The organism is Dyadobacter jejuensis (assembly GCF_003149085.1).
GTDB classification, from domain to species: Bacteria; Bacteroidota; Bacteroidia; order Cytophagales; family Spirosomataceae; genus Dyadobacter; species Dyadobacter jejuensis.
In genome coordinates this window covers 59,343-82,482 of the sequence record NZ_QGDT01000015.1, presented here as the reverse complement: position 1 = coordinate 82,482, position 23,140 = coordinate 59,343, and the positions used below count along the sequence as shown (strand labels likewise).

Annotated in this window: 19 protein-coding genes; 1 reads left to right on the top strand and 18 read right to left on the bottom strand. The window is 48.8% G+C overall.

All coding sequences use genetic code 11. The features are described 5' to 3' along the window. Window positions 1–90: 90 nt before the first annotated feature. The gene (locus CLV98_RS20325; protein WP_109677446.1) at window positions 91–1,182 is read right to left on the bottom strand and encodes a FecR family protein; all 1,092 of its coding nucleotides are present in this window, start codon (window positions 1,180–1,182) and stop codon (window positions 91–93) included. Between the two features lie 74 nt (window positions 1,183–1,256). Further along, window positions 1,257–1,850, bottom strand: coding sequence for an RNA polymerase sigma factor (locus CLV98_RS20320; protein ID WP_109677444.1), 594 nt, complete (start codon window positions 1,848–1,850; stop codon window positions 1,257–1,259). A 1,557-nt stretch (window positions 1,851–3,407) separates the two neighbouring features. Between CLV98_RS20320 and CLV98_RS20315 the strand changes: the two genes are divergently transcribed. After that, window positions 3,408–4,388 carry an alpha/beta hydrolase gene (locus CLV98_RS20315; protein WP_109677442.1) on the top strand — a complete coding sequence of 327 codons (981 nt, stop codon included), beginning with the start codon at window positions 3,408–3,410 and terminating at the stop codon, window positions 4,386–4,388. Between the two features lie 208 nt (window positions 4,389–4,596). Here CLV98_RS20315 and CLV98_RS23500 read toward each other — a convergent pair whose 3' ends face one another. The 16 genes from CLV98_RS23500 to CLV98_RS20240 form a co-directional block, all read right to left on the bottom strand. Continuing rightward, the gene (locus CLV98_RS23500; protein ID WP_158281301.1) at window positions 4,597–4,740 is read right to left on the bottom strand and encodes a hypothetical protein; all 144 of its coding nucleotides are present in this window, start codon (window positions 4,738–4,740) and stop codon (window positions 4,597–4,599) included. A gap of 88 nt (window positions 4,741–4,828) precedes the next feature. Beyond that, complete coding sequence (locus CLV98_RS20310) at window positions 4,829–5,152, bottom strand: HigA family addiction module antitoxin (protein WP_109677440.1); 324 nt, start codon at window positions 5,150–5,152, stop codon at window positions 4,829–4,831. A 15-nt stretch (window positions 5,153–5,167) separates the two neighbouring features. Continuing rightward, a complete protein-coding gene (locus CLV98_RS23965) occupies window positions 5,168–5,302 on the bottom strand; it encodes a type II toxin-antitoxin system RelE/ParE family toxin (RefSeq protein WP_229203490.1) in 135 nt (44 codons plus the stop codon). A gap of 1,159 nt (window positions 5,303–6,461) precedes the next feature. Next, the gene (gene cobC / locus CLV98_RS20300) at window positions 6,462–7,001 is read right to left on the bottom strand and encodes an alpha-ribazole phosphatase (protein ID WP_109677438.1); all 540 of its coding nucleotides are present in this window, start codon (window positions 6,999–7,001) and stop codon (window positions 6,462–6,464) included. Next, window positions 6,986–7,780: an adenosylcobinamide-GDP ribazoletransferase gene (locus tag CLV98_RS20295; protein WP_109677436.1), complete on the bottom strand. Its 795-nt coding sequence runs from the start codon at window positions 7,778–7,780 to the stop codon at window positions 6,986–6,988. Before CLV98_RS20295 ends, cobC begins: the two co-directional genes overlap by 16 nt. Then, entirely contained in the window at window positions 7,777–8,796 is a 1,020-nt protein-coding gene (gene cobT / locus CLV98_RS20290) for a nicotinate-nucleotide--dimethylbenzimidazole phosphoribosyltransferase (protein WP_109677434.1), read from the bottom strand. Before cobT ends, CLV98_RS20295 begins: the two co-directional genes overlap by 4 nt. 15 nt (window positions 8,797–8,811) lie before the next feature. Then, window positions 8,812–9,354: a bifunctional adenosylcobinamide kinase/adenosylcobinamide-phosphate guanylyltransferase gene (locus CLV98_RS20285; RefSeq protein ID WP_109677432.1), complete on the bottom strand. Its 543-nt coding sequence runs from the start codon at window positions 9,352–9,354 to the stop codon at window positions 8,812–8,814. Then, window positions 9,355–9,933, bottom strand: a complete 579-nt coding sequence (locus CLV98_RS20280) for a cob(I)yrinic acid a,c-diamide adenosyltransferase (protein ID WP_109677430.1) — start codon at window positions 9,931–9,933, stop codon at window positions 9,355–9,357. Between the two features lie 51 nt (window positions 9,934–9,984). Then, complete coding sequence (locus tag CLV98_RS20275) at window positions 9,985–11,211, bottom strand: ABC transporter substrate-binding protein (protein ID WP_109677428.1); 1,227 nt, start codon at window positions 11,209–11,211, stop codon at window positions 9,985–9,987. Window positions 11,212–11,255: 44 nt separating this feature from the next. Further along, on the bottom strand, window positions 11,256–11,888 hold the full coding sequence (locus CLV98_RS20270; protein WP_109677426.1) for an AAA family ATPase: 633 nt from the start codon (window positions 11,886–11,888) through the stop codon (window positions 11,256–11,258). 11 nt (window positions 11,889–11,899) lie between these two features. Continuing rightward, window positions 11,900–12,835, bottom strand: coding sequence for an adenosylcobinamide-phosphate synthase CbiB (gene cbiB / locus CLV98_RS20265; RefSeq protein WP_109677424.1), 936 nt, complete (start codon window positions 12,833–12,835; stop codon window positions 11,900–11,902). Continuing rightward, entirely contained in the window at window positions 12,814–13,836 is a 1,023-nt protein-coding gene (locus CLV98_RS20260; protein WP_109677422.1) for a pyridoxal phosphate-dependent aminotransferase, read from the bottom strand. The genes cbiB and CLV98_RS20260 overlap by 22 nt, the downstream gene beginning before the upstream one ends. 2 nt (window positions 13,837–13,838) lie before the next feature. After that, on the bottom strand, window positions 13,839–15,356 hold the full coding sequence (locus CLV98_RS20255) for a cobyric acid synthase (RefSeq protein WP_229203489.1): 1,518 nt from the start codon (window positions 15,354–15,356) through the stop codon (window positions 13,839–13,841). Next, on the bottom strand, window positions 15,325–17,295 hold the full coding sequence (locus CLV98_RS20250) for a magnesium chelatase subunit D family protein (protein WP_109677420.1): 1,971 nt from the start codon (window positions 17,293–17,295) through the stop codon (window positions 15,325–15,327). The genes CLV98_RS20255 and CLV98_RS20250 overlap by 32 nt, the downstream gene beginning before the upstream one ends. A gap of 50 nt (window positions 17,296–17,345) precedes the next feature. After that, window positions 17,346–21,611: a cobaltochelatase subunit CobN gene (gene cobN, locus CLV98_RS20245; RefSeq protein WP_109677418.1), complete on the bottom strand. Its 4,266-nt coding sequence runs from the start codon at window positions 21,609–21,611 to the stop codon at window positions 17,346–17,348. After that, on the bottom strand, window positions 21,608–23,068 hold the full coding sequence (locus CLV98_RS20240) for a cobyrinic acid a,c-diamide synthase CobB (protein ID WP_229203488.1): 1,461 nt from the start codon (window positions 23,066–23,068) through the stop codon (window positions 21,608–21,610). The genes cobN and CLV98_RS20240 overlap by 4 nt, the downstream gene beginning before the upstream one ends. Between the last annotated feature and the right edge of the window lie 72 nt (window positions 23,069–23,140).

Here is a 23,140-nt window from a genome sequence, read left to right as displayed (position 1 = left end):
TACAGGGCTATCTTAGCGTCGATTATGTTACAGCATATCGACGCTAGTTTTTTATTCCTTTCTTTTATCCATAGGCAAGAAGATTCATGATTAATGGCAACCAACCGAATATATGGTTATATGGCTATTGACTATTTTATACGTAGTTCCTTCGCCAAGACTTTCACAGATAATTTTCAGTTTTTCGGCGAGCGGCTGGTCGCTCAAAGAGGTCGTTAGATAGCAGTTATCCAACTTTTTGACGGGATAATCGATTTCCACGGCATAAGCTTGTTCAATGGTTTTGAGTATTTGTAAAACGGGCACATCCGTAAATTCAAAGCTCAGTCGCTCAATATTGCTTAATTCCTCGCTGAGATCCCTTTCCTGGGTCAGGTCATCTATTTTCTCTAATTGCAGATTGTTACGCTGCAACCGAGCTCCTTCATTGGGAAGCAATTCGATCTCCTCCCCTTCCATATGTTGTGTAGTTACTTTCACCTTTCCAGTACGCACCACCACCTCTACGTTTTTGTTATTAGGATAAGCCTTTACCCTAAAACTCGTCCCCACTACTTCCGTAACCAACTCATTGGCAAATACATAGAAGGGGTGTTTTTTATTCTTACTGATTTCAAAAAAGGCATCCCCAGATAAATATACTTTACGGGCATCAGAGCTAAATTTCTCAGGAAATGTCAATTTACTTTTAGGCTGTAAAAGAACCGAGCTACCGTCCGATAGCATCACTAGTAATGGTCGATCCGTGGTATTGGCCTTAGTTATAGATACGGATCGTCCTCCATCTGCCTCTCCTTTTACCGATTCAAATGCCTGTGGTCTATCAAATGACCTGGCTAATCGAGTCAGGTAATAGGTTCCTATGATGGTGACAAGTGCAATACTTGCGGCGGCAAGCTTTAGCCAAAACCCTTGATGTAGTTTAGCTGTCCGTCTTTTATTTTCAATTTTATCCTTCGTAAGTAGAAACTGGGCTGAAATTTCGGACGTTGAAACTTGCTCTTTCGGTATACGCATCGCCAATATCCATAACCTGGCTTCATCCACCAACTTGGCCCGTTGGGCATTCTCGAGCGTCCATGCCTCCCATTCGTCCGAGTCCACATCTTCGTGAATCCATCGTTTGAAAGATGCGTCGCCTAGAAATTCCTCTACGGATATGTATCTGTCTCGCTGTTGCATGATATTATTACTTTACAATTGTAGAGAGGAAAGGTATTTTGTATGATACTCAGTAAATGCAATTTTATTTGCATTTAATTACATCCAACAACCAATAACATGAATAGACTCGGGTTATCTTTCAGGTCTCTGCGCAGCTGTATCAGGGCCCTATGTAGGAGATTATTGGCCGATTGATAGTTAATATTTAGAATTTCAGCAATTTGCTCTGTTTTCAGTTCTTGGTGGTATCTCAAATACAAGGCTTCCTTTTGTCGAGGAGATAAAGCATTAATATGTTTATTGAGACAGTTAACCTTGTACGCCACTTCCTCATTTGCTATCAGATGATCTTCCACGGTGAAGTCTATAGAAAACGTGACCTCTTCTAATGAAGTCGTTTGACGAAAAAATAGATCTACTTTTTTGGAACGTCCTATACGTTTCCTCAAACATGAAAGTAAATAAGCTTTTACAGATACCGTACGGCAGAGAGAAGCCCTGTAATACCAAATATCCACAAACACATCTTGAATGCAGTCGTGGATCTTATCGGTATCCGACAAAAAGGATTTACCATAGCGAAGCAAATTGGGATAAAAGCGCTCAAATAATTTGGTAAAAGAGGCCTCTTCCCCTTCAATTAATCTACACCATAGAACTTCATCGGAAAATATAAAATTATTCACTTGCCTAGAATGGTTAACTCCCACGATCTAATAGAGAAGAGCGACTCGACTATTAGGAGAACTTGGAAAAAGAAACTAAAAAACATATCGATCCCCCATTCACAACGGTGAATCGATAGAATAGAAGCAATTATTAAATAATTGCGCATCGAACATCGGTCATCAAGCCTAAAGATGTTCCTGACCTTGACAATCTATTACAAATCCATAGAGAAGGATTTTTATATTAGATACTCAGTAAATTTAATTTTTTATTTAAAAATTAATAAAATAGATCATTTGTAACTGCTATACGATGGTATTTTGTCGGATTAAGAGCTAATGGTTTACGCTGTAAGCAATAGGCGATAGGCCTAAGGCCTAAGGCCGTAGGCAATAAGCTGTAAGCAATATGCTATAAGCCTGCGCTATTGCCGATTGCCGACTGCCATTTATCCCGCACCTCCGGTGCTGGCGATAGCTTTTTTTAATGCGGTAAGCGAAAGGCTGTAAGCGTTATGCCTTAAGCCAGAGCTATTTCCGATTGCCGACGACCCTTTAACCCCCAAAATCTAATCCCTATTACCTAAAGAAATGCTGTAAGCCAACGCTATTTCCGAAAGCCGAAAGCCCTATAACCGCAGCGGACCACCTTTTACACCCTGTTAATGCCACGCCCTAAATCCTAAATTCTAACCCCTAATACCTTAAAATAAATGCTGTAAGCAATAGATTCTGTGTAGGACACCTATAAATATTTTTTTTTAATACCGTTGTTTGGAAGGCGGCTCCGAGCCAGCCAGTATAGCTTCTTTATGACTTTTGTCCCTACATGCTATTTTTTTGCTCTGCCCTTTTTTTTCGTAAGTAAATGGTTAAAAAGCCCTATTGAAACAGTTCATACTTTATAAGGAAAACTGCTGAGGGTGTAATGTTATACCTCGGTCTAGTCGAAAAGGCCATAGGAGCCGCAAATTGCGGCTTCGCAAAAACTTAATCTATTAGATATTGCTATTACCAGGGCTAATGAATTTTGGCAACACCAGCCTTCTTCAATCAACTGACTGCCTTAAATAAAGACTAACAAATATACCACGATGTACAAAGAGTAGAAGCAAACCGTCTTTATCGCCGATTTCACCATGGAGAAGTAGCAAACCTTGATCGATGTTGCCTCTCAATAATGGCAAGCTAAAAACTTTCCTACAAGCGCTATTATTCCTTTACCCTTATTGGCAAAGGATTGTCTGTAAACATTTATTGATGAATACACTTATCGATGCACTCGTCACGAAATAAAGGAGGGAATATTTAGAATAAATAGTAAAAGGTTGAGTATTTGCAAAACCACCTCCCGATAAAAAAATAATTCCCTAAAAGCCTGGTTCAAATAATTCTTTCGCCACCCACTCCTCCCTTCATTTGAAAACCCAACAGGAATACGTTAACTTTAGTTCTGCGGTAACATGGGTCCATTTTTGAGCAACAACGGTTTTTTTCGCTTAAATAATGGATGTAAAAATTGCATCAGTGGAATAGCCGCCATCGAATGACTGAAAGATCAAAACACAAAAGATAATGTCGCCTAAAATTGTAAAAAGGATTGTACGATCAATCCTGATAAGCCTTGTCGTTTACTTATCCATAGCCTTAGTTCTTATTTCTTGGCCTATCACTATTGAAAAAAACGTCCAAAACTACGATTATAGTTCAGTCAAAGAAAATTCCGAAACTTCTTTGGGAAATGAACAATGGATTAAATCAAGAGACAATTACGAGCTTTTCAATAGAGTGTATAGGAGTGAAAATAAAGATGTTTTAATACTCATTCATGGTTCGGGGTCAGAAAGCCGATATCTGGCCAAATTAGCAAATTCCATCGCCCAGGCGAATATTGCTACGGTCCTTACGCCCGACATGAGAGGTCATGGTAAAAACAGCGGAGAAAGGGGTAATATTGACTTCATCGGACAACTCGAAAACGATATTGAGGATTTGATTCAATTCAGTAAAAAAAATCTTGGAGCCAAAAGGATAATTTTAGCAGGACATTCATCTGGAGGAGGATTCGTTTTAAGATTTATTGGTAATCCGAAAAACACCCAGGTAGATAAGGCCATTTTGCTCGCACCCTATCTAGGATATGATTCACCGACCGTCAAACACAATAGCGGAGGGTGGGTTCAGGTGGCCTTGAAGAGAATCATTGGGCTCTCCATGTTAAACAACATAGGTGTAAAATTCTTAAATCACATAGCCGTTTTGTTTTTTAACCGCCCAGAAAATTTAAATGATAAGCTTCAAGTCCCTTCCTATTCCTACAATATGACAATAAATTTCAACCCTAAGGATTATAAAGCCGAAATTGAAAATATTAAAATTCCATGTCTCGTTTTAGTTGGTGATCAAGATGAGAGTTTTTATACGGAACAATTCTCAATTGCCTTTGACACAGCCAAAAAATATACTCGTTTAGAAATCTTAGAAAATGTCAAGCATTTAGACATTGTTAAGAATCCACATGCATTTGAAATAATCAAAGACTGGAGTAATAATTAGGAAAAAGAGCCCCCCCTCCCCCCTCAACACTAGCACATACCCCACAGGAATGGGCCATAAGCTGAAAGCTGTAGGCCGTAGGCAATATGCTGTAAGCAATATGCTATAAGCCTGCGCTATGCCGACGGCCGATTGCTGAAAGCCGACTGCCGATTGCCGACAGCCGATTGCCTTATATTCCTCACCTCCTGTGCTGGCGATAGATTTCTTAAATGCGGTAAGCGATAGGCAGTAAGCCATAAGCCTGCCCTATGCCGACTGCCGATTGCTGAAAGCCGATAGCCTTATATTCCGCACCTCCTGTGCTGACGATAGATTTCTTAAATGCGGTAAGCGATAGGCAGTAAGCCATAAGCCTGCGCTATGCCGATTGCTGAAAGCCGACCGCCGACCGCCGTTCGCTGCACTGCTTATCACTATTTCGTTTTGCTATACCTTATTTAGGCTGGCTGTAAAGCTTTGGGTGACCCGATGGCCCGTATTTTAGATATATCCACTTTCTTTCTCGCCTTTGCCAAATCAAAATTTTTCTGTACGCCTAGCCAAAAATCAGCATCCGTATTGGGAAATAATGCCCCTAAACGGATAGCCATTTCAGGCGAGACGGCAGACTTTCCGTTTATGATCGCAGAAAGGGTTTTTCTTGTTGTTCCTAAATTGTGCGCCACTTCTTCAACCGTGAATTTGTGGCCCGTTTCCTCGCGTAAACCTTCCAAGGTTTCGCGGATAAGCTCGCCCGGATGGGCTGGATCAAATAAAGCCATTCTAAAACATGTTGTTTAATGATAATCTACATCTGCGGCGTTCTCTCCCACGAAACGGAAGATAATACGCCAATTCCCCGACACTCTTACCGAATAAAACCCCTGTAAATTGCCTTTCAAGGCGTGAAAGTAATACCCTGCCTGGTTCATCTGTTCAGCCGACTTTACCGTATCAAGACGGGTTAAATCAGCCGTATTTTACTAACATGGCTTTGTTGGAGCTTTGAACGGTCGCCTTTTGTGGCATAAAGCTCTAAGCCCTTATGTCGGTAACCTATAATCATAACATAAATGTAACGAGAAACGTGCCACGTGTCAAGTTGAATATTTTTCACTCTTCGTTTTCCAAAAATAGGGATGACGCATAGATAGTCCACACCTTACTTGCATTCACCAGTTCCTGAAATTTTGCGGCTTGGTGTAACTAGTAAGAAGGTGCTCTTCCAGTTTCAAAACTGGATTAGTTATGCAGAGTTTATAAAGAATAATGCATTAATATCATACAAGTAAGTTAGGAGTATACCCCGAGGACTCGGCCGGGGGCGAAGCCCATTTATCCCGTCGTTACGGTCAAAAACCTTCGTATGGGAAAACATATTCAGATTGTTTCATAATTTCAATACATAGTGTGGTGAAATATACGGTTTTAATGGCCAATCGAAAAAAGGGGCCCTGGCCCCGAAATCTTAATAGAAAAGTAGCAGCACCAAGAAATAAGCCGGCGCCATTTCCGAAAGCCGATAGCTTTAGAAAGGCTGTAAGCTATAAGCCGTAAGCATTATGCCGTAAGCATTATGCCGTAAGCCAGCGCTATTGCCGATTGCCGGCAGCCGATTGCCCTATATTCCGCACCTACGGCGCTGGCGATAGATTTCTTAAATGCTTTATGCAGTAAGCCGTAAGCGGTAGGCCGAAAGCAATAAGCCGTAAGCCAAAAGCTGAAAGCTGAAAGCTGAAAGCCGACAGCCGACAGCCATTTACCCCCTAAAACAAATGCTGTAAGCTGTAGGCCGTAAGCTGTAAGCCAAAAGCTGAAAGCTGACAGCCGACAGCCGACAGCCATTTACCCCCTAAAACAAATGCTGTAAGCTAAAGGCCGTAAGCAATAAGCCTGCGCAATTGCCGACTGCCGATTGTTGACAGCCCTTTAACCGCAGCGGACCGCCTTTTACCCGCGCGGCGGCCGCCTTTAACTTTTAACCTTTGACCTTTAACAGCACAGCGACCACCTAAACCCTATAACCTTAAAGCAAATGCCGATAGCCGACAACCGATTGCCGATTGCCATTTAACCATTAACCTTCAACTTTTAACAGCGCAGCGAACCCCTAACAACCTCCCCATACTCCACTTTTATAGAAAACGAATCCTCTAACGCTACTTGTCGGTGCATGGCCAGTAACAGTCGTATCACTCCGGCGTGAGTTACTATTGCGATGCGGCCATCTGCTTCGTGCTGTAGCCCCTCCCAGAAGCGCATGACCCTATTCTGCAGATCCAACATACTCTCGCCTCCCGGCACTCGTTCGTTGACGAAGTCGTCCATCCATAGCTTTAAATCGGCCTGATCGACGCTGTCCCAGGTCTGGCCTTCCCAGTCGCCGAAATGCAGTTCGCGTAGCCGCTCGTCTGGTATACAAGGTGCGTTAAATTCGTTGGACAGGAGCTCGGCCAGTCGAAAGCAGCGTAAAGAAGGGCTGGAATAGATCCTGTCCAAGGCAGGGGGGAGCTGTGGTATAATTTCGGGCCATTCCACTGAAAAACTATCGGCGAGGGGCACCTCCAGATGCCCATAGATAAGCCCGGATGTCAAGAGGGGCTTGGTATGCCTGATCAAATAAACTTCCATACAATACTTATAAAAAGGTAAAACACCACTTCGGTAACTTGCTGTACGGCCCCCAGGCAATCGCCGGTATAGCCTCCTATCCATTTTTTATAATACCGGCCCATCCCGTAGGTGACTAAACCTAGTCCCGAAAGTACGGCCATCCCCCAGAGTGTCCCACTAAAATAACATAAACCAAGGAGGGGTAGCAGGGCCAAAAGCAGCGCTATCGATATGGTGCTAAAGCCTGCCGCCGTAGCCACAGGCTTGGATTTGCTATCGTCGGTTTCCCGAGCATAAGGCAGGGTAAAAATCAGCAAGGCGGCCATCAGGCGGCTCAGCGAGTGGGCGGCGAGGAGGTTGAAAACGATCAGGACAGAATCTCCACCCATTTTTTCTGACAATAGTTGCAAAGAGGCAAACTTCAACGCTAAAAGCAGCAGCAGCCCTATGCTCCCATAGGTACCGATACGGCTATCCTTCATGATCAGCAGAATCTTGTCGCGGGTCCATCCGCCACCGAAGCCATCGCAAGCATCGGCAAAACCGTCCTCATGAAATGCACCAGTCAAGAGCACCGACGCCGACATGGCTAAGAGCAGGGCCACATGGCCGTTGGTAAGTGGCTCTAAAACCAGCCATACACCAGCCGTGACTATGCCCACCAGCCAGCCTACCAGTGGTAAGAACCGCGTAGCCTTGCTGAGGTCCTCGGGGTGGTAGGGCACCCATGCCGGTACCGGAATGCGGGTATAAAACTGCAGGGCGACCAGGAAAAGCGTATATTGCTGGTGGATCATATTTCCTTTTGGTTTACCCCAGCGCTATCGAAACTGGCCATTTCATTGATGATGGCAACGGCACTTCGGAGAATCGGAAAAGCGAGGGCGCAGCCCGTCCCCTCCCCCAGCCGCATGCCCAGTTGTAGGACCGGCTGCGCCTGGAGATATTGTAATAAGATCCGATGACCTTTTTCTTCGGATTCATGACAAAAAATAGCATTGTCGGCTATCTCAGGAGCTATACCCACCGCGCAGAGATAGGCTACCGTGGCTATGAATCCATCGACCAGAATCACCATCCCACGCTCTCCGGCCGCTACCATGGCCCCGGCCATCATGGCCATTTCGTAGCCTCCGAAGGTTTGGAGCACTTCCAGGGGGCTATTCCCCACTGCCGCATGGCGGTCCATGGCTTGTTCGAGAATCGCCAGCTTATGGGCGAGCTGTACATCCGAAAGCCCCGTACCCATCCCAACGCAATCGGCGAGAGGCCTCTGCAGGCGCTTGCTCATCATCACCGAAGCCGCCGAGGTGTTGCCAATGCCCATTTCGCCAAAGCCGATGACATTACAGCCGGTACCCGCCACCTGCTGAACCAAAGTTCGGGCTCTTTCTATACAAAGAGAACATTCCTGGGTGGTCATGGCTGGCTCCTCCAAAAAATTACGTGTCCCCCTCCTGACCTTCATATTAACCAGGCCTTTCGCAGCCCCAAAATCGAAATCTACGCCGGCATCGACCACCTGAAGGGCCATTCCAGCCTGTCGGGTTAGTACATTGATGGCAGCACCTCCCTGCAAGAAATTCAGGACCATTTGGGCCGTTACGGCGGGTGGATAGGCGCTCACCCCGCTGTTGGCTATGCCATGGCTGCCAGCGAAAACCAGAATCTGAGGATTATTGAGGGCTGGGGTGAGCGTCTGCTGTATACCCGATATCTGAACGGCTAGGCGTTCGAGCATTCCCAAAGAGCCCAGAGGTTTGGTCTTTTGATCTATCTTGGCTTGTATTTGCCCTTTTAAAAGTGTATCCATTTCAAGTAGTATATTTTATGGAATCAAGGTATTCATAGAAGGCGATGCTCCAGAGGGTTTCAGCTGTAGGGGCAGGCCCGACACCATGAGTATAGCCCTGTCGGCCCGCTGCGCCACATATTGATTGGCCCAGCCTTGAAGATCCACAAACCTGCGCCCCAAGGTAGTGTCGGCATGTAAGCCCATACCCAACTCGTTAGATATCACTATCAAAGTAGCAGACTGTGCCAATAAGCCATCCACTTCCCGTTTAAACTGCGCCAGGGTTTTATCTGGATCTTCATTGGCCGACATAAAAATATTGGTCAACCAAAGGGTGACACAGTCTACCACCACTACCCGGTTGCTCAAAGGCAGCTGGTCGAGGCCTTGCTCCCGTTCCATCAGGGACCATTCCGGCCCCCGTTCCTCGCGATGTCGCTGCACCCTAAGGGCGAAGTCCTCGTCCCAGATATGGGCCGTCGCCACATATACGGGATTAGGACTCAGCATCAGGGCCAGTTGCTGGGCATAGGCACTCTTTCCGCTGCGAGCACCTCCTGAGATATAAGTTAACATCTACTCGGCCTTTTTGAAACGCTTATACAAAAACAACTGCCATTTCTCTTCAGCCACCCCTGCCCGATCCATTTCGGCCCTGGCCAGCGTAAAGAACAAGTCGGAAAGGCGGTTGATATAGGCTGGAATCGCCTCATGAACGGTGTCGGTTTTCATTAGGGCCACCAACCGCCGTTCCCCACGGCGCATTTGGGTGCGGGCCATATGGCACAGTGCCGATACCTGGTTGCCTCCTGGCAGCAAAAAGTAATCGGAAGGTGCCGTCATCGCAGTTTCCAAGGCATCTATCCAGGTTTCGCAGAATTCGGCTCCGTCGACGGGCATAGGGTTCTTATTTTCCTTTTTGGCATCGGAGGGCCTCGCCAAGTGCGACATCATGTCCATCAGATCCTTTTGGATTTTATGCAAACTCCCCTGCCATTGGTGATCGCTACCCAGCTGGACCCGAAGTAGACCTATGGTTGAATTCGCCTCGTCGAGGGTTCCTATGCACTCGATGCGCACGTCGTCCTTGCCAACCCGACTCCCGCCAAACAGTCCTGTGGTGCCTTTGTCTCCTTTTTTTGTGTAAATTTTCATGGTTAGAAAAAAATGTTATGATTCAGAAAATCCCAGTCAGGGTGCTTTTTCTTATTGAATCGGTTTGTAATAAAATAATTCGTGATCGGGAAGCACTTCCGGATGAAGGATTTTTATCAAATCGGCCAAGATCACTTGAGGGTTAACGGCTCCAGATTCCCAGTAGTCGTTTGCGCCACGGTCATTGACCCTTTTGGTAAAAGCGTAGACCCGATCCCTCTGAAAGGCCTTAAAGTCCGCATATCTCCCATCTTTGGCCAATAAATCGGACCGGTTTTCGATATTGCCAGAACCCACGTTGATCCAGAAATCTGCCTTGAGGCCTACCGGGTATACCTGCTCGAAGCTCAGAGGTAGGCTTCCGGTCGCCTTGATATGGGCCCAATGGTAACTTCCACCCGCGTCACGGATGTATTGGTACATGTAGCTATCTCCATCTGGAACATACCAAGTATCCCTGGAATGGAGGCCACAGAGCACACTGGGGCGGTCAATAGGCCCTTTGGCTAGCGCCGAAAGTCGATGATATTCTTTAGCTACCGCACCAAACCGGGTGTTGACTTCAGCCTCCTTGTTGAGTAAGGCGGCCATCAGCTTCACCCATTCGGCACGGGCCAAAGGACTCGTCTCGAGCCATTCGGAATTGACCATTACCGGTATACCGGCCTCCCGAAGGCCATGATACTGACCGATTTTAGAAACCGGGCTGCCCATGGCCATAATCAGACCTGGGTGCATGGCCACTAGTAATTCTTCATTTAACATCTGGTCTCTTCCAACTGCAACTATTTTCTCCTCTTTTATCCTGTTAAGTATCTTTGGTGAGGAGACATATTTCAGATCCCCCATTCCTATCAAAATGTCCTCAGCCTGCAAAAAGCCCAATAGCCCCAAGTGCATGGACGACATAGTGACCAGTCGCTGTATTGGAATTTCGATGATTTGGCCGTCGGTGTATCCTGGGGGTTTGGCTTGGCCCCTTGGCAGTAGTACATAAGTCGCCGTATCCGAGGAGGTCTCAAATGGGCTGTAGATTTGGATCAATTTATACGTATCATGATAGGTCAGAGAAAAGCCTTGGGCATAGTCGATCGAGGATTTCACTGGGAATAAATCGTCCACTTCGGCAGTATTCGCTGGCTTATCCGTTCTGTCGGCGTCTGATCCGCAGGAGACCAACTGCACGATGATCAATACAAAAAGAGTCGGCCGGAAGAACGTCTGGCAAATAGTGGCTAACCGATTAGCCAACCTGTTGGTAGGTGATGCTGTGATCATTTGAAATTAATAAATTATTTTTTAAATACGGTGCTACTCCGACATTAGGATCGACACATAACTCCTTCATTACTATTTACTTGCCCAGACGTAAAGCATACTGCGGATTCAGGAATAGGTGGAGCCTGCTCATGGCTCACCCGCTCTAAAACAAACGCCCTTCTTTCCTCTACAGTCCCTAGGGGAAGTGTTACCAGCTCATAGCCCAATGCTGCATACACCCGACGAATCTCGCGGTCGAGTCGTTGGGCCTGTCTAAAAGTCTGCCAGCGTTCTGCATCCTGACAATAGATAGCCTCCCAAGCTGGGGCCACAAACACCAGTGGTGCATAGGTATGCTGACGAGCCAGGGACCATATTCGAGCAGAGTCCGACGCACCTGCCTCTGCCATATAGCCCAATACATCGGGAATGCCCCGATCATAAAAGGTAAGCCCTTTGGCAGCGAAATAATCGGCCTTCATTTGTTGGAGGCACAGCTCGGCAAAGGCCGGGAAATCTTGCCAGGGCAGTCGCCCCGTCCCTAGCCTGACCTCCCGCTGAATAAGCTGCCGGGAAGCTTCAGGGATACAGGTATAGCCCGACGCCGCTAGGCTGTCGATTAGGCTAGTCTTGCCCGCCCCCGGCCCCCCCGTGATCACGTATCTTCGCAAGGAAGTTGATCTTTCGTTTCTCATCGTGCTTTAGTTCAAACTGTACATAATAAAATGAGGCTACAGACAAGGACCATCAGCCCACAGACCCTATGATTGATGGTAATGACCCGAGCCACCTCACCTGCTTGGATGGCTCGCTCCTGTCGGCCTATATAGGGCTTGTCTTTCAATTGCCCATGGTATACATTCGGACCACCAAAACGGCAATCGAGGATTCCGGCCAGGGCCGCCTCTGGATAGCCCGCATTAGGACTCGTATGATGACGCGCATACAACCTCACAAACCGCCAGGCTCGAAATTCGGCGGTTACGATTACCATACCTATGGCCGTTAACCGGGCTGGAATAAAGTTGGCTATATCGTCTACCCTTGCGGCAACTTTCCCAAAATATTCATACTTCTCGTTACGGTACCCTATCATGGAATCGAGGGTATTGATCGCCTTATAGGCCATCATAGCAGGTACGCCTCCCAACAAATAAAAAAATAGAGGGGCCACCACTCCATCACTCAGGTTCTCGGACATGGTCTCGAGCACGGCAATGCGAATCTGCTGGGGCGAAAGATTTCGCGTATCCCTTCCTACGATGCGAGACAGCTGTCTGCGACCATCTACCAGCCCTCTTTTTTCTAACACTGTAAAAACTTTACGCCCCTCATCGATTAGCCCCCTATTAGCCAACCCGAAGTAAACCATCAGGGCATTAAAAGAAATATAGAGCCAAGGGGACTCCCTTAGGGCTCGAGCGAGCACAAAGAAGAAAAGATAAGTAACGAACACCAGTCCGAGGGCTAAAACGGCCCCTTTGAGTACCCTAAAGGAACCCTGATTCCAGCGCCTGTCGGCCCAGGCAATGACCTGACCAAACACACGAACGGGATGGGGCCAGCCGTCGGGGTCGCCCAAGAGCAGATCCAGCAAATATCCTAATATCAACGGCAGTATTAACAGTAGCGCCTTTTCCATTCTTTTAATGCAGTGATGAGTAATCCATTTTGATCGGGCATCAAGGTGGCCACTCGAAAATGTTGGGGAGTAAGGCCACGAAAATTATGAGCATCGCGAATCAGGATGCCATATTCATCAAGTAGAAATGTTTTGAGTACTCGGGCATCTGGCCCGTGGGTTTTACAAAGAAAAAAATGAGTACAACTCTCCAGAACATCTAGGCAACCCAGGGCTTTGAGCTGATGGACAAACTGTTCCTTATGCCCCAACAACTCGGCTATTGGCGGCTGCACCGAATCGTAATTCTCGAAAATAAAGGTCCCGGCCTCCAGGGCCAGCGCATTGATAGTCCAGGGTTGTTTGATCTGACATAGGGCCTGTATCAACGACGGCTGCCCCAGCAAATAGCCCAGTCGCAATCCGGGAATCGCGTACGCCTTGGTCATCGAGCGCATTACCAGCAGATTGGGATAACGACTCATCCACGCCACTGCCGACTCGTTGAAGAGGGTAAATTCGGTAAAAGCCTCATCGATAGCGAACAGACATCGTGGATTGTTCCGGATAGACACCTCGAGTTGAGACAGGGTGCGACCGGTAGGGTTATTGGGATTACAGATAAAAACAAGGTCCGAATCCAACTGGAGTGGATCTTGGCCTTCTGGCCAGGGCAAAAAAGTAAGCTGGTGGTCAAAAGCCCGGCAAGCGTCTTCATATTCCGAGAAGGAAGGAGTCAAAATACACGTTTTCTTGCGGGTATAAAGCTGTGCAAGCAGATAGATACTTTCGGTGGTACCATTAGCCACCAGTACCTGGCTTGGAACTAATTGATGGTGTTGGGCAATTTTAACCCCCAAAGACTCTCCGAGCACTTCGGGGTAGGCGTTCACCGTTTTCCATCGCTCGCAAAGATGTTCCTTCAAGCCTTTGGGCTCGCCACCTACCCATACATTGGTACTGAAGTCAGCCCAAATTTCCCGGTCATAGCGGTAGCCATCGTTACCATGTCCATGCAGCATGATTATTTATATTTTAAAGTGTCGTAAATCGATTCCATGTCCAAATTGGCCCTCATAAGATCGGCCAGGCGGTCGAACTGCTGTGATTTGTATTCGGCATACGATAGGACATTCGCCAAAACCCGCTGATCGTAAGGAGCTAACAACTGATCGATCACCGTGTCGTTATCTAAGATTCCATGGATATAGCTTCCCCAGGTACGGTCGTTGAGCCAATAGCCATCGCTGCTGCCATCATCTAAAAGGGCCACAGGCCGTGGGTCGGAAGGCACGGACGTAACGCCCATATGAATTTCATATCCAGAACAGGCTTCGGGCCCACCCCTAAAACGGAAATGGCATTGCCGAGTGGTTTTATTCCGCTCTAGCACCGTATGAACCGGCAATAGGCCCAGGCCCGGCATATGTTCTATTTCCCCTTCTACCTGGTGGGGGTCCGCTAACGTCTCGCCCAACATCTGATAGCCTCCACAAATTCCTACAATCGTTTTCCCCTCCTTATGGGCCTTTACAATGGCTTGAGCGACTCCGCTATTATGCAGTACCAGCAGATCAGACAGGGTATTTTTACTTCCTGGTAGTATGATGATGGCCGCTTCAGCTATCTCGGAGGGATCGTTGGAATAATAGAGATTTACCCTCGGGTCGTTTTCGAGTCGGTCAAAATCAGTGAAATTTGAAAGACGTCTCAATAGGATCACGGCCACGTTGATCTTACCCTCCACAGCCCGACGGTATTTTTTATCGAGGACTACGCTATCTTCTTGTTCTATGAAAATATCATTATAATGAGGAATAATGCCCACCACGGGCAATCCCGTGAGCTTCTCCATCAAGCCTTTCCCTTCTTCAAACAGTCGGGGATCCCCCCTGAATTTGTTGATGATGATCCCTTGCATACAGGCTCTTTCTTCGGGCGTAAGCAAGGCGATGGTTCCATACACACTGCCAAACACGCCACCTTTGTCGATATCGGCGACCAAATAGGTGGCTGCACCCGCATGTTGAGCCATACGCATGTTGGTAATATCCCGATGTTTCAGGTTCAGTTCCGAAATACTGCCAGCTCCCTCCAAAACCACCGGAGCATATTGGGCTTGTAGACGATCGAAAGCCCCTTTTACCGTTTCAAAAAGTGCACTTCTATCATTTTCCTTGAAATAAGCATGGGCCGATTGGTTGCCGATTGGCTTACCGAGGACGATCACTTGGGAAGATCGGTCGGAGGTCGGCTTGAGCAGCACGGGGTTCATGTCTACCTGGCACGGAACCTGCGCGGCCTCGGCCTGTACCACTTGGGCCCTTCCCATCTCTAGTCCATCGGCCGTCACATAACTATTCAAGGACATATTCTGACCTTTAAATGGCGCAGGATGATAGCCATCTTGTTTAAATATCCTACAGAATCCAGCTGCCAGAACACTTTTTCCTACATCCGATCCGGTTCCCACCAACATCAGCGGCTTTAACCGGGGCAAGGCTAACTCTTTAGGATTGTCCATATTTTTGTATGATTTCATGTATACTGAACTCGGCCTCCGATTGGCAGAGGCTATCTAGCCCCACACATGGGGCCTGTAAGGCACTCGCTAATAGGGTAGCGCGACCCATGCGCGAATAACCCTGCTCGGTATCTATGACCAGCGCCGAGATGGCTCGGTGGGCAAATTCTCTGGCCAAGGCGAGGGACTGCTGCCAGGGGTCCCCTCCCCCCGGCAGGGGAACATTGGCTTTTCCATCACTGAGGCATATGAGCAAAGGACGGTCCTGCTGGCTAGGCCTTCCGAGGACTTCCAGGGCCAACTTTAGCGCTGCCGCCAATGGGGTACGCCCTCCAGTGGGCAACTCCCCTAAGGCTGTTTCCGCTCGTTGTAAGTCGGCAGTAGGTTCTAAAACTGTAAAGGCCTCAACCCCTCTGAAAGCGATGACTGCTACCCTGTCGCGTTGCTCGTAAGCCTGCTGGAGTAAAGCCAAAACACTCCCCTTCACAAACTCCATATTACGCTGTGCAGCCATGGAGCCTGAAGCGTCCACCACGAATAGTATCAGCTTTCCTGCCTTTCCGGCTCTGATATTAAATCTTAAATCGGAGCGGTGGACCTTTAGACCTTCGGGATTGCGTACGAGAGCCTCTTGCAAGGTTGGCACCAAGGCAAGGTCGGCATTTCCTCCCCTCGACTCCCATCCAACCTGACTTCCTCGATGACTCCTATCGACCCTATGGCTCCGTCCCGACTCCTTATTACGAAACGGCATGGAATCGACGGAAGGCAATGGGGGCCGGGAAACGTTTTTCATTATCGCGAAAACACTTTCCTGCTCCGACTCAGATTCCTTTACAGGCTTATTCCCCAAGTTCTGTTTTTCTTGTGGAGCCGGTGCTTGTAACTGCTCCTTATTTTTTGGTGAAGCATCCATTTTATTTGACCCCGCCAACGTAGGCCTTTTCTGTTCCCGATCGTTTCCTGAAGCCTGATCTGGGTTTGTCTGAGGAGTAGGTGATGTTCCTGGCGATTTATTGACGCTTCCTCGGCGATGCACCAGCACCAATTCCGCAGCCTCTCGCACCTCTTGGGCCGTCACCGACTGCTTCCCATTCCAAGCCGCCAGTGTTAGGGCGGTTTTGTACAAGACGATATCGGCCCTAAGGCTCGCCACCGACCATTCTATACAAAGCTCGCTGATCAGCGTGAGCAGCCCCTCGGGCATCGAAACAGTAGGAAGCGAGGCCCGAGCCTCCCTAATACGAATGGCCAAACGGTTTTGCTCCGCTTGCCATCGATTGATAAACCCTTCGGGATCCGCTTCAAAAGCCATTCGCCGCCTCACTACCTCGGTGCGCTCCGTCACCTCCATCTGGGCCTGTACCTCGACCATCATACCAAAACGGTCCAGAAATTGTGGACGCAGGTTCCCCTCCTCCGGATTCATGGTTCCTATCAAAACGAATTGGGCAGGGTGCGTTTCCGACAGGCCCTCCTTCTGTACCCTGTTGACACCCGAGGCGGCGACGTCCAATAGCACATCTACCAGGTGATCGGCCAACAGGTTCACCTCGTCGATATACAAAAGACCCCTATGAGCCTCAGCCAGCAGCCCTGGTAAAAGCTGCTTTTTCTTTTCAGATAAAATCGTCTCCAAATCCAGACTCCCCAGTAGCCTATCCTCAGCGACCCCTAAGGGTACATTGACCAGGGGGAGCGGGCATTGTTCGAGGGCATAGCCTTCTGCTACTCCTCCACCCTGTATATATTCGGCCTCCGACAAGTTGAAGGGCGACCCAGCAATACGGCGTATGGGGGGCATCACCGCCGACAGCCCTCTTACTGCGGTACTTTTTGCGGTTCCTTTTTCCCCCTTTATGAGCACCCCTCCTATGCTTGGGTTGATCGCACAGAGTATAAGGGCTTGCTTTAATTGATGCTGACCTACTATGGCCGAAAACGGATATTGATACATTTTTCTTGTCAGTTGAACGGTCGTCTATTCATGATGCCTGCTGAAGGCCCCTATTCCACGCGTTGTTCCAATTGTTCCTCATTGTGCATATATAGCTCCTTTAAGCCATCAAGGGTTTCTGGAGAAGGCTCGGCCCACATCCCCCTTTGGGCGGCTTCGAGTAGCCTTTCGGTAATGGCCTGCATAGCCCAAGGATTTCGATCCTTAAAAAACGCTTGCATGCTAGGGTCCAGGGCGTAGGTATGCGCAACGCTTTCGTACATCCAGTCGTCGACTATCCCCGCTGTGGCATCGTAGCCAAACAGATAGTCTACCGTGGCTGTAAGTTCCAGCCCCCCTTTATAGCCATGCTTTTTGATACTCTCTAACCATTTGGGATTCATGACCCTGGACCGAAAAACCCGGAGCGCTTCTTCTTTTAAGTCACGGACAACAGGATGGGCCGGGTCCTGGGAGTCTCCAAAATAATGCTTGGGTTGTTGTCCCGTTAAGTTGCGAATGGTGGCGATCATCCCCCCATGAAATTGTAAGTAGTCGTCACTATCAAAAATATCATGCTCCCGATTATCCTGGTTATGCAAGGCTATTTCGACCCCCGAAAGCCTGTGTTCAAACTCCTTACGGGCATCCACCCCCTGGGCATTTTGAGAGTAGGCATAGCCTCCCCAATTCACATAGGCCCTTGCGAAATCGGCATCGGTTTCCCAATTCTTCTCGTCAATCAGGGGCAGTATTCCGGCTCCATACGTCCCTGGGGCAGCCCCAAATATTCGGTAAGAGGCCCGTTCTTCCGCTTGTTCTAAGGACACATCAGGGTCGCTTTGTAGCTGAGCTAGGTCTTTTAGATAATATTTACGCACAAAATTTTGCTCCAATGGCTCATCCAGTGCCACCACCAATTGCACAGCCTCATCGATCATGGATATGAGGTGGGGAAAGGCGTCCCTAAAAAAACCGCTGATCCTGGTAGTGACGTCGATCCTGGGCCTCCCTAAAATTTCTAAAGGGATCACTTCTACCCCTACGATCCTCCGGCTTTCTGCTTGCCAAAGGGGGCGCACCCCCATTAGCGCTAATACCTCCGCTACGTCGTCGCCATGGGTCCTCGTCGCACTGGTACCCCATATGCTGATACCCACCTGCTCCGGATACCGGCCCGTCTCTTTCAGGTGTCGCTCCAATACCTCTTTGGCCAGGTGCTCCCCCACCTCCCAGGCGGCTTGTGAAGGAAGTGCCCGAGGGTCGACGGAATAGAAATTCCTACCTGTAGGTAATATATGCGCCATGCCTCGCGTAGGTGATCCGCTTGGCCCAGCCGGGATATAGCCTCCACTGAGCCCATGCAACAAATGGCTGATCTCCTCGTCGGTCCGGCATAGGTTGGGCACGAGTTGGGTACACACAAAAGTCAGTATCTCTTTGATAGCCCTTAGCGCTGGCCGATCGGGGGTAGTATGGAATACCGCGCACAACACAGCGTCGATATGATCGAAGCTAAAATACTCCTGCTCCAGGAGCTGAAACAATTGCTTTCCGATAGCCTCCAGCGCTTCCAGCACATCGGCCCCGGTCACCAAACTCTTTTCTGACATTACCACAAGGGACTTAGAAACATCAGCAAGCCGCTGACCCTTAGCATCCTTCAGTTCCTGCAGCTCATAACCAAACCATTGGGCTAAAGCCTCTTGAAGACTAGAAATTCCCGTATTGGAGAGCCGGGTTAAGGCCGAAAGCATGTCCACTAAAGACTCCCCTGTCGGCATTTCTCCTAAGATATGTAGACCATTGCGGATTTGTGCGGCGCCTAGTTCGCAGAGGTAACCGTCAATATCCTCTATCAAATGCGCCATATCTTTGCCATCCATTTCGGTAAGACTCACCGGCACCCCTTCGGGAGTCATTTCGTCGTCCCAGTCGTGCTTGTGGTCGCCATGATCGCGGCTAAGCATCGCCCCCAGATCTTTATCGAGATTTGTCTGTTGGATAAGTTCCCATATCTGTCGTTGTAACAAAGGCAGTTTGGATGGATCCAGACTCTCTACCCGATAGTATTCGTCGACCAATAGGGTCAACTGGGCAAGTTCGCCATAGCTGTCGGCCGAGGTCATGGGGGGCGTCAGGTGATCGACTACCACAGCATGTGCCCGGCGCTTGGCTTGTGACCCTTCGCCGGGATCGTTAATGATAAAAGGATAAAATAAGGGTAGATCGCCCAAAAGTGCATCCGGAAAACAATTTTCCGAAAGGCCAATTCCTTTGCCCGGCAACCATTCGAGCGTACCATGCTTACCCACATGAACGAGGGCATCGGCCCCCCAGCCATCCCTTAGCCATCGATAAAAGGCATAATAATGATGGGTGGGGGGCAGGTCGGGCTGGTGATAAATGGCGTCGGGATCCATGCCATAGCCTCGTGGAGGTTGTAAGGCTACAAACACATTACCAAATGCAAGCCCAGCCAGGGCGATCTGTCCCTGATGTAGGTAGGTCGTTCCTGGGGCTGCGCCCCATTGCTTCTCCATTTTGTGCTTTAAAACATCAGGGAGTTCGTCAAACCATTCTTGATACTGGCCTGCCTCTACCTTTCCGGCTGCTTGTTGCAGCTGCTGTGGAGTGAGGAAATTAAGGTCATAAGAACACCTGTCGATAAGCTGATGAATGAGGGCGTCCCCATCGGTGGGTAGGTCCTCTATGGTATATCCCTCAGCCTTCATGGCATGCAACATTTTCATTAAAGAAGCTGGGGAGTCCAGCCCCACTGCATTCCCAATTTGTGCCGCCTTGCTGTTGGAATTGGTGAGTATAAAGGCTACTTTTTTATCCCTATTACTGAGTCGTCGCAGTCGAGAAAATCGGTGTGCGAGCCCTGCCACACGCGCTACCCGATCGCTAAGGGGGCGATACCCTTTGGCTTCTTTGCCTCGCTCCTTAAAAGAAATAGGCACGGTAATAATGCGTCCATCTAGCTCAGGAATAGCCACGTTCATGGCTGTATCCAAGGGGTTAAGCCCCCGAGAGGAATTCTCCCAAGGCCCTTGTCCCATGCCGCTGGTGATAGCCTGAAGGATGGGGACATCGAGCCCCCTCATCGCACCTCCCGAATGGCCGTTGGAGGCTCGTATATCGGTGATGGCAAAGGAAATGGTGTTTATCAGCACATCTATACCCACCTCCTCCAGGTAATCGAAGGCAAAGGGACGCTCTGTCACTTCGTTAAACGCCTTTAAGGAAGCAGTAAAGATGGGTAGAACATTCAGATTTTTGACCTCTAACGCCTCGATGAGCCTATCGACAAAATTGGTATTACCACTGATCCAATGTGCCCGGTAAAAGCAGATGCCAACGGTAGGCTTCTCGGGATGATGGTGCTGGCGCCAGTCGTCCAGATCGGCCCGCTCTGGTAGGTCGGGATGGTATATTCCATGCTCGGGGAGCTCCTGAGGAGGTTCGGCTCCATATCCGCTGTAAAGCAGCCGATCGGAGAGATACAACATCAGCGCATGTAAGTTGGTATACCCTCCCGCCTGAAGATAATGGAGCGTGTCTTCCAGTATCCCTGGCGACACGGTGGATACGGCAGCGAAGTCGGGGTTCATCTCCCCGGTTCCGCTCACGACGATCAGATGTTGCCCCCGTAATTTACATTTCTGTACCAGCTCCCCATAGCCAGGAATACTACTTAGCCTACCATGAATACGCACCACGATAATTTTGGCCTCCGCCAATTCCCTGTCCAGCAGCTGTTGCATCTGGGCTTCACTCTTAATGGCTAACAGGCTTATACCCAAAGTCTTTGGAAAGTCGTCTGGTAATAGCTCCATGGCCCTATGCAAAGCCAAAAGGTCGGTATCGGCATGCGTCAAAAATACCAGTCCCTCAGTAGGTATGGGGGCCGTGCCTGCCAGCCCAACACTTTCGCCCCCCTTCCAACTGTAAAACTGAAAGATATATTCGGCCAGCTCAGCCGGAGGCACGAGATATCCATCGGCCTCGATCATGCTCTCTATATAATCGTAAATAGCTACAATCTGCCAGTCGCTATTGACGGAGTGAAACCAAATAGAATGCCCGTCAAAGAGTAAGGTAACCACGTTGGCTAGGGTACAGGGGCCGAGGCAGCCTCCTTTGGTGAGGTGTACCTTATTCCTTAGCTTCCTTTTGAGCCATTCCTCCTTGTACAGGTCCACTGGGACGGGGGCATAGCCCCTGTCCACCCGTCCACAGCAGCAGGCATTATAGCAATATGACAAATGCCCCCGCCGCTGTACCAGATTGATAGACTTCCCGTCGGCCCGGGTAATTCTTTGTCTTTTCATAACGTTTCGGGATCTTTAGTGACGTACTCCATGTCATGGCTTTGCTCAAATAAATATTTGATAAAATGGTCGGATTCACCCCAGTACAAATGTAAATAGGTAGCAAAACAGTTTCGGAATCGGTAGATTGGCGTGGTCACCTCCTTACCCCGGGCTGTGGTGATCACGAAGTGGTCCAACGCCTGAGCCGTCGCCACATCCCCAGGGGCCAACTCCCCAGGCGGATTGCTGTTCAATCTGGAGTAGTGAAATTCATGTCCCCGAACCTGCCAATCCGCACCCGACAAATGCCTATAACCCAAGGCCACCCTGGAGTTCTCCATGCTGGTGCTAAAATCAAAAACCCCGGCCATGGATTTAGACGGTCCTAAAGCCAAATGGATCGATTGCCCGAGGTACATCATACCTCCACACTCGGCGTAGGTAAGGCCGCCTGCCTGGCAATAGGCCCTAATACTCCTACGCATCGAATGGTTTTCTTCCAATTCAGCGGCATATAGTTCTGGGTACCCCCCAGGGAGATATAAGAAATCGCAACGGGGGATTTCGGCATCCTCCAAAGGGCTAAAGCATTGGATGCGACCGTACTCGGCAAGCCGTTCGATATTTTCGGCATAGGTAAAGCTAAAGGCTGCATCCTTTGCAACGGCAATGATGCGGTCGGCTGCTACCACCTGGGCCCTGCGAGCAGGCGGCAACGGGGAAGGCCTCTGGCTACTTTCCAATAGACCATTAAGATCTATCGTTTTTTCTATTTGTTGCGCCAGGACATCCAGACTATTCGTAAAATCATTTTCCTGGGGAAGATGTAAACCCAAATGACGGGATGGAATATTGAAAGATTCATTTTTAGGAAGATACCCCAATGACCTTAGGCCTATATCGGCACAGGCATCCTTCAAAAACTGATAATGTGAATCGGTATTTACGAAATTAAAAATCACCCCGGCTAAGGTAATCCCCTTGTAAAAGTTTTTGAATCCATAGAGTAAGGGAGCCGCAGAATAGGCCATAGATCGGGCATCGACGACCATGACCACCGGCACCTTCAACAGTTCAGCGATTGAGGCCGTACTGCCTTCCATCTTGACAGACCCATCGAAAAGCCCCATCACCCCTTCGATGACCGTCACCTGGGCCTCAGCAGCATACTTGGCGTATACCGCCTGAACATGACTGGCCGACGAGAGAAAAGTATCGAGATTGACACTCTGCCTCCCGCAGGCCTTCTGGTGATGCAAAGGGTCGATATAGTCGGGACCACACTTAAACGGCTGTACCCCTAGCCCCCGACGTTGCAAAGCACGCAATATCCCCAAGGTAAGGGTAGTCTTACCCGAGCTGCTCGAAGGTGCCGAGAGAACAAATTGAGGAGCGTAGCCTGGCTGCTCCCCTCCTATAGGAAAGTGGTGCTCCCAGTCGAATCGCGGACTGTGGACCTGGTGATTATGATTCACTTTTAACTGATTTTTAATGAGTTAAAAGTTCAGAACCTCATTTTCAGTGCAGCAAAAAGGAATATAGAAAGG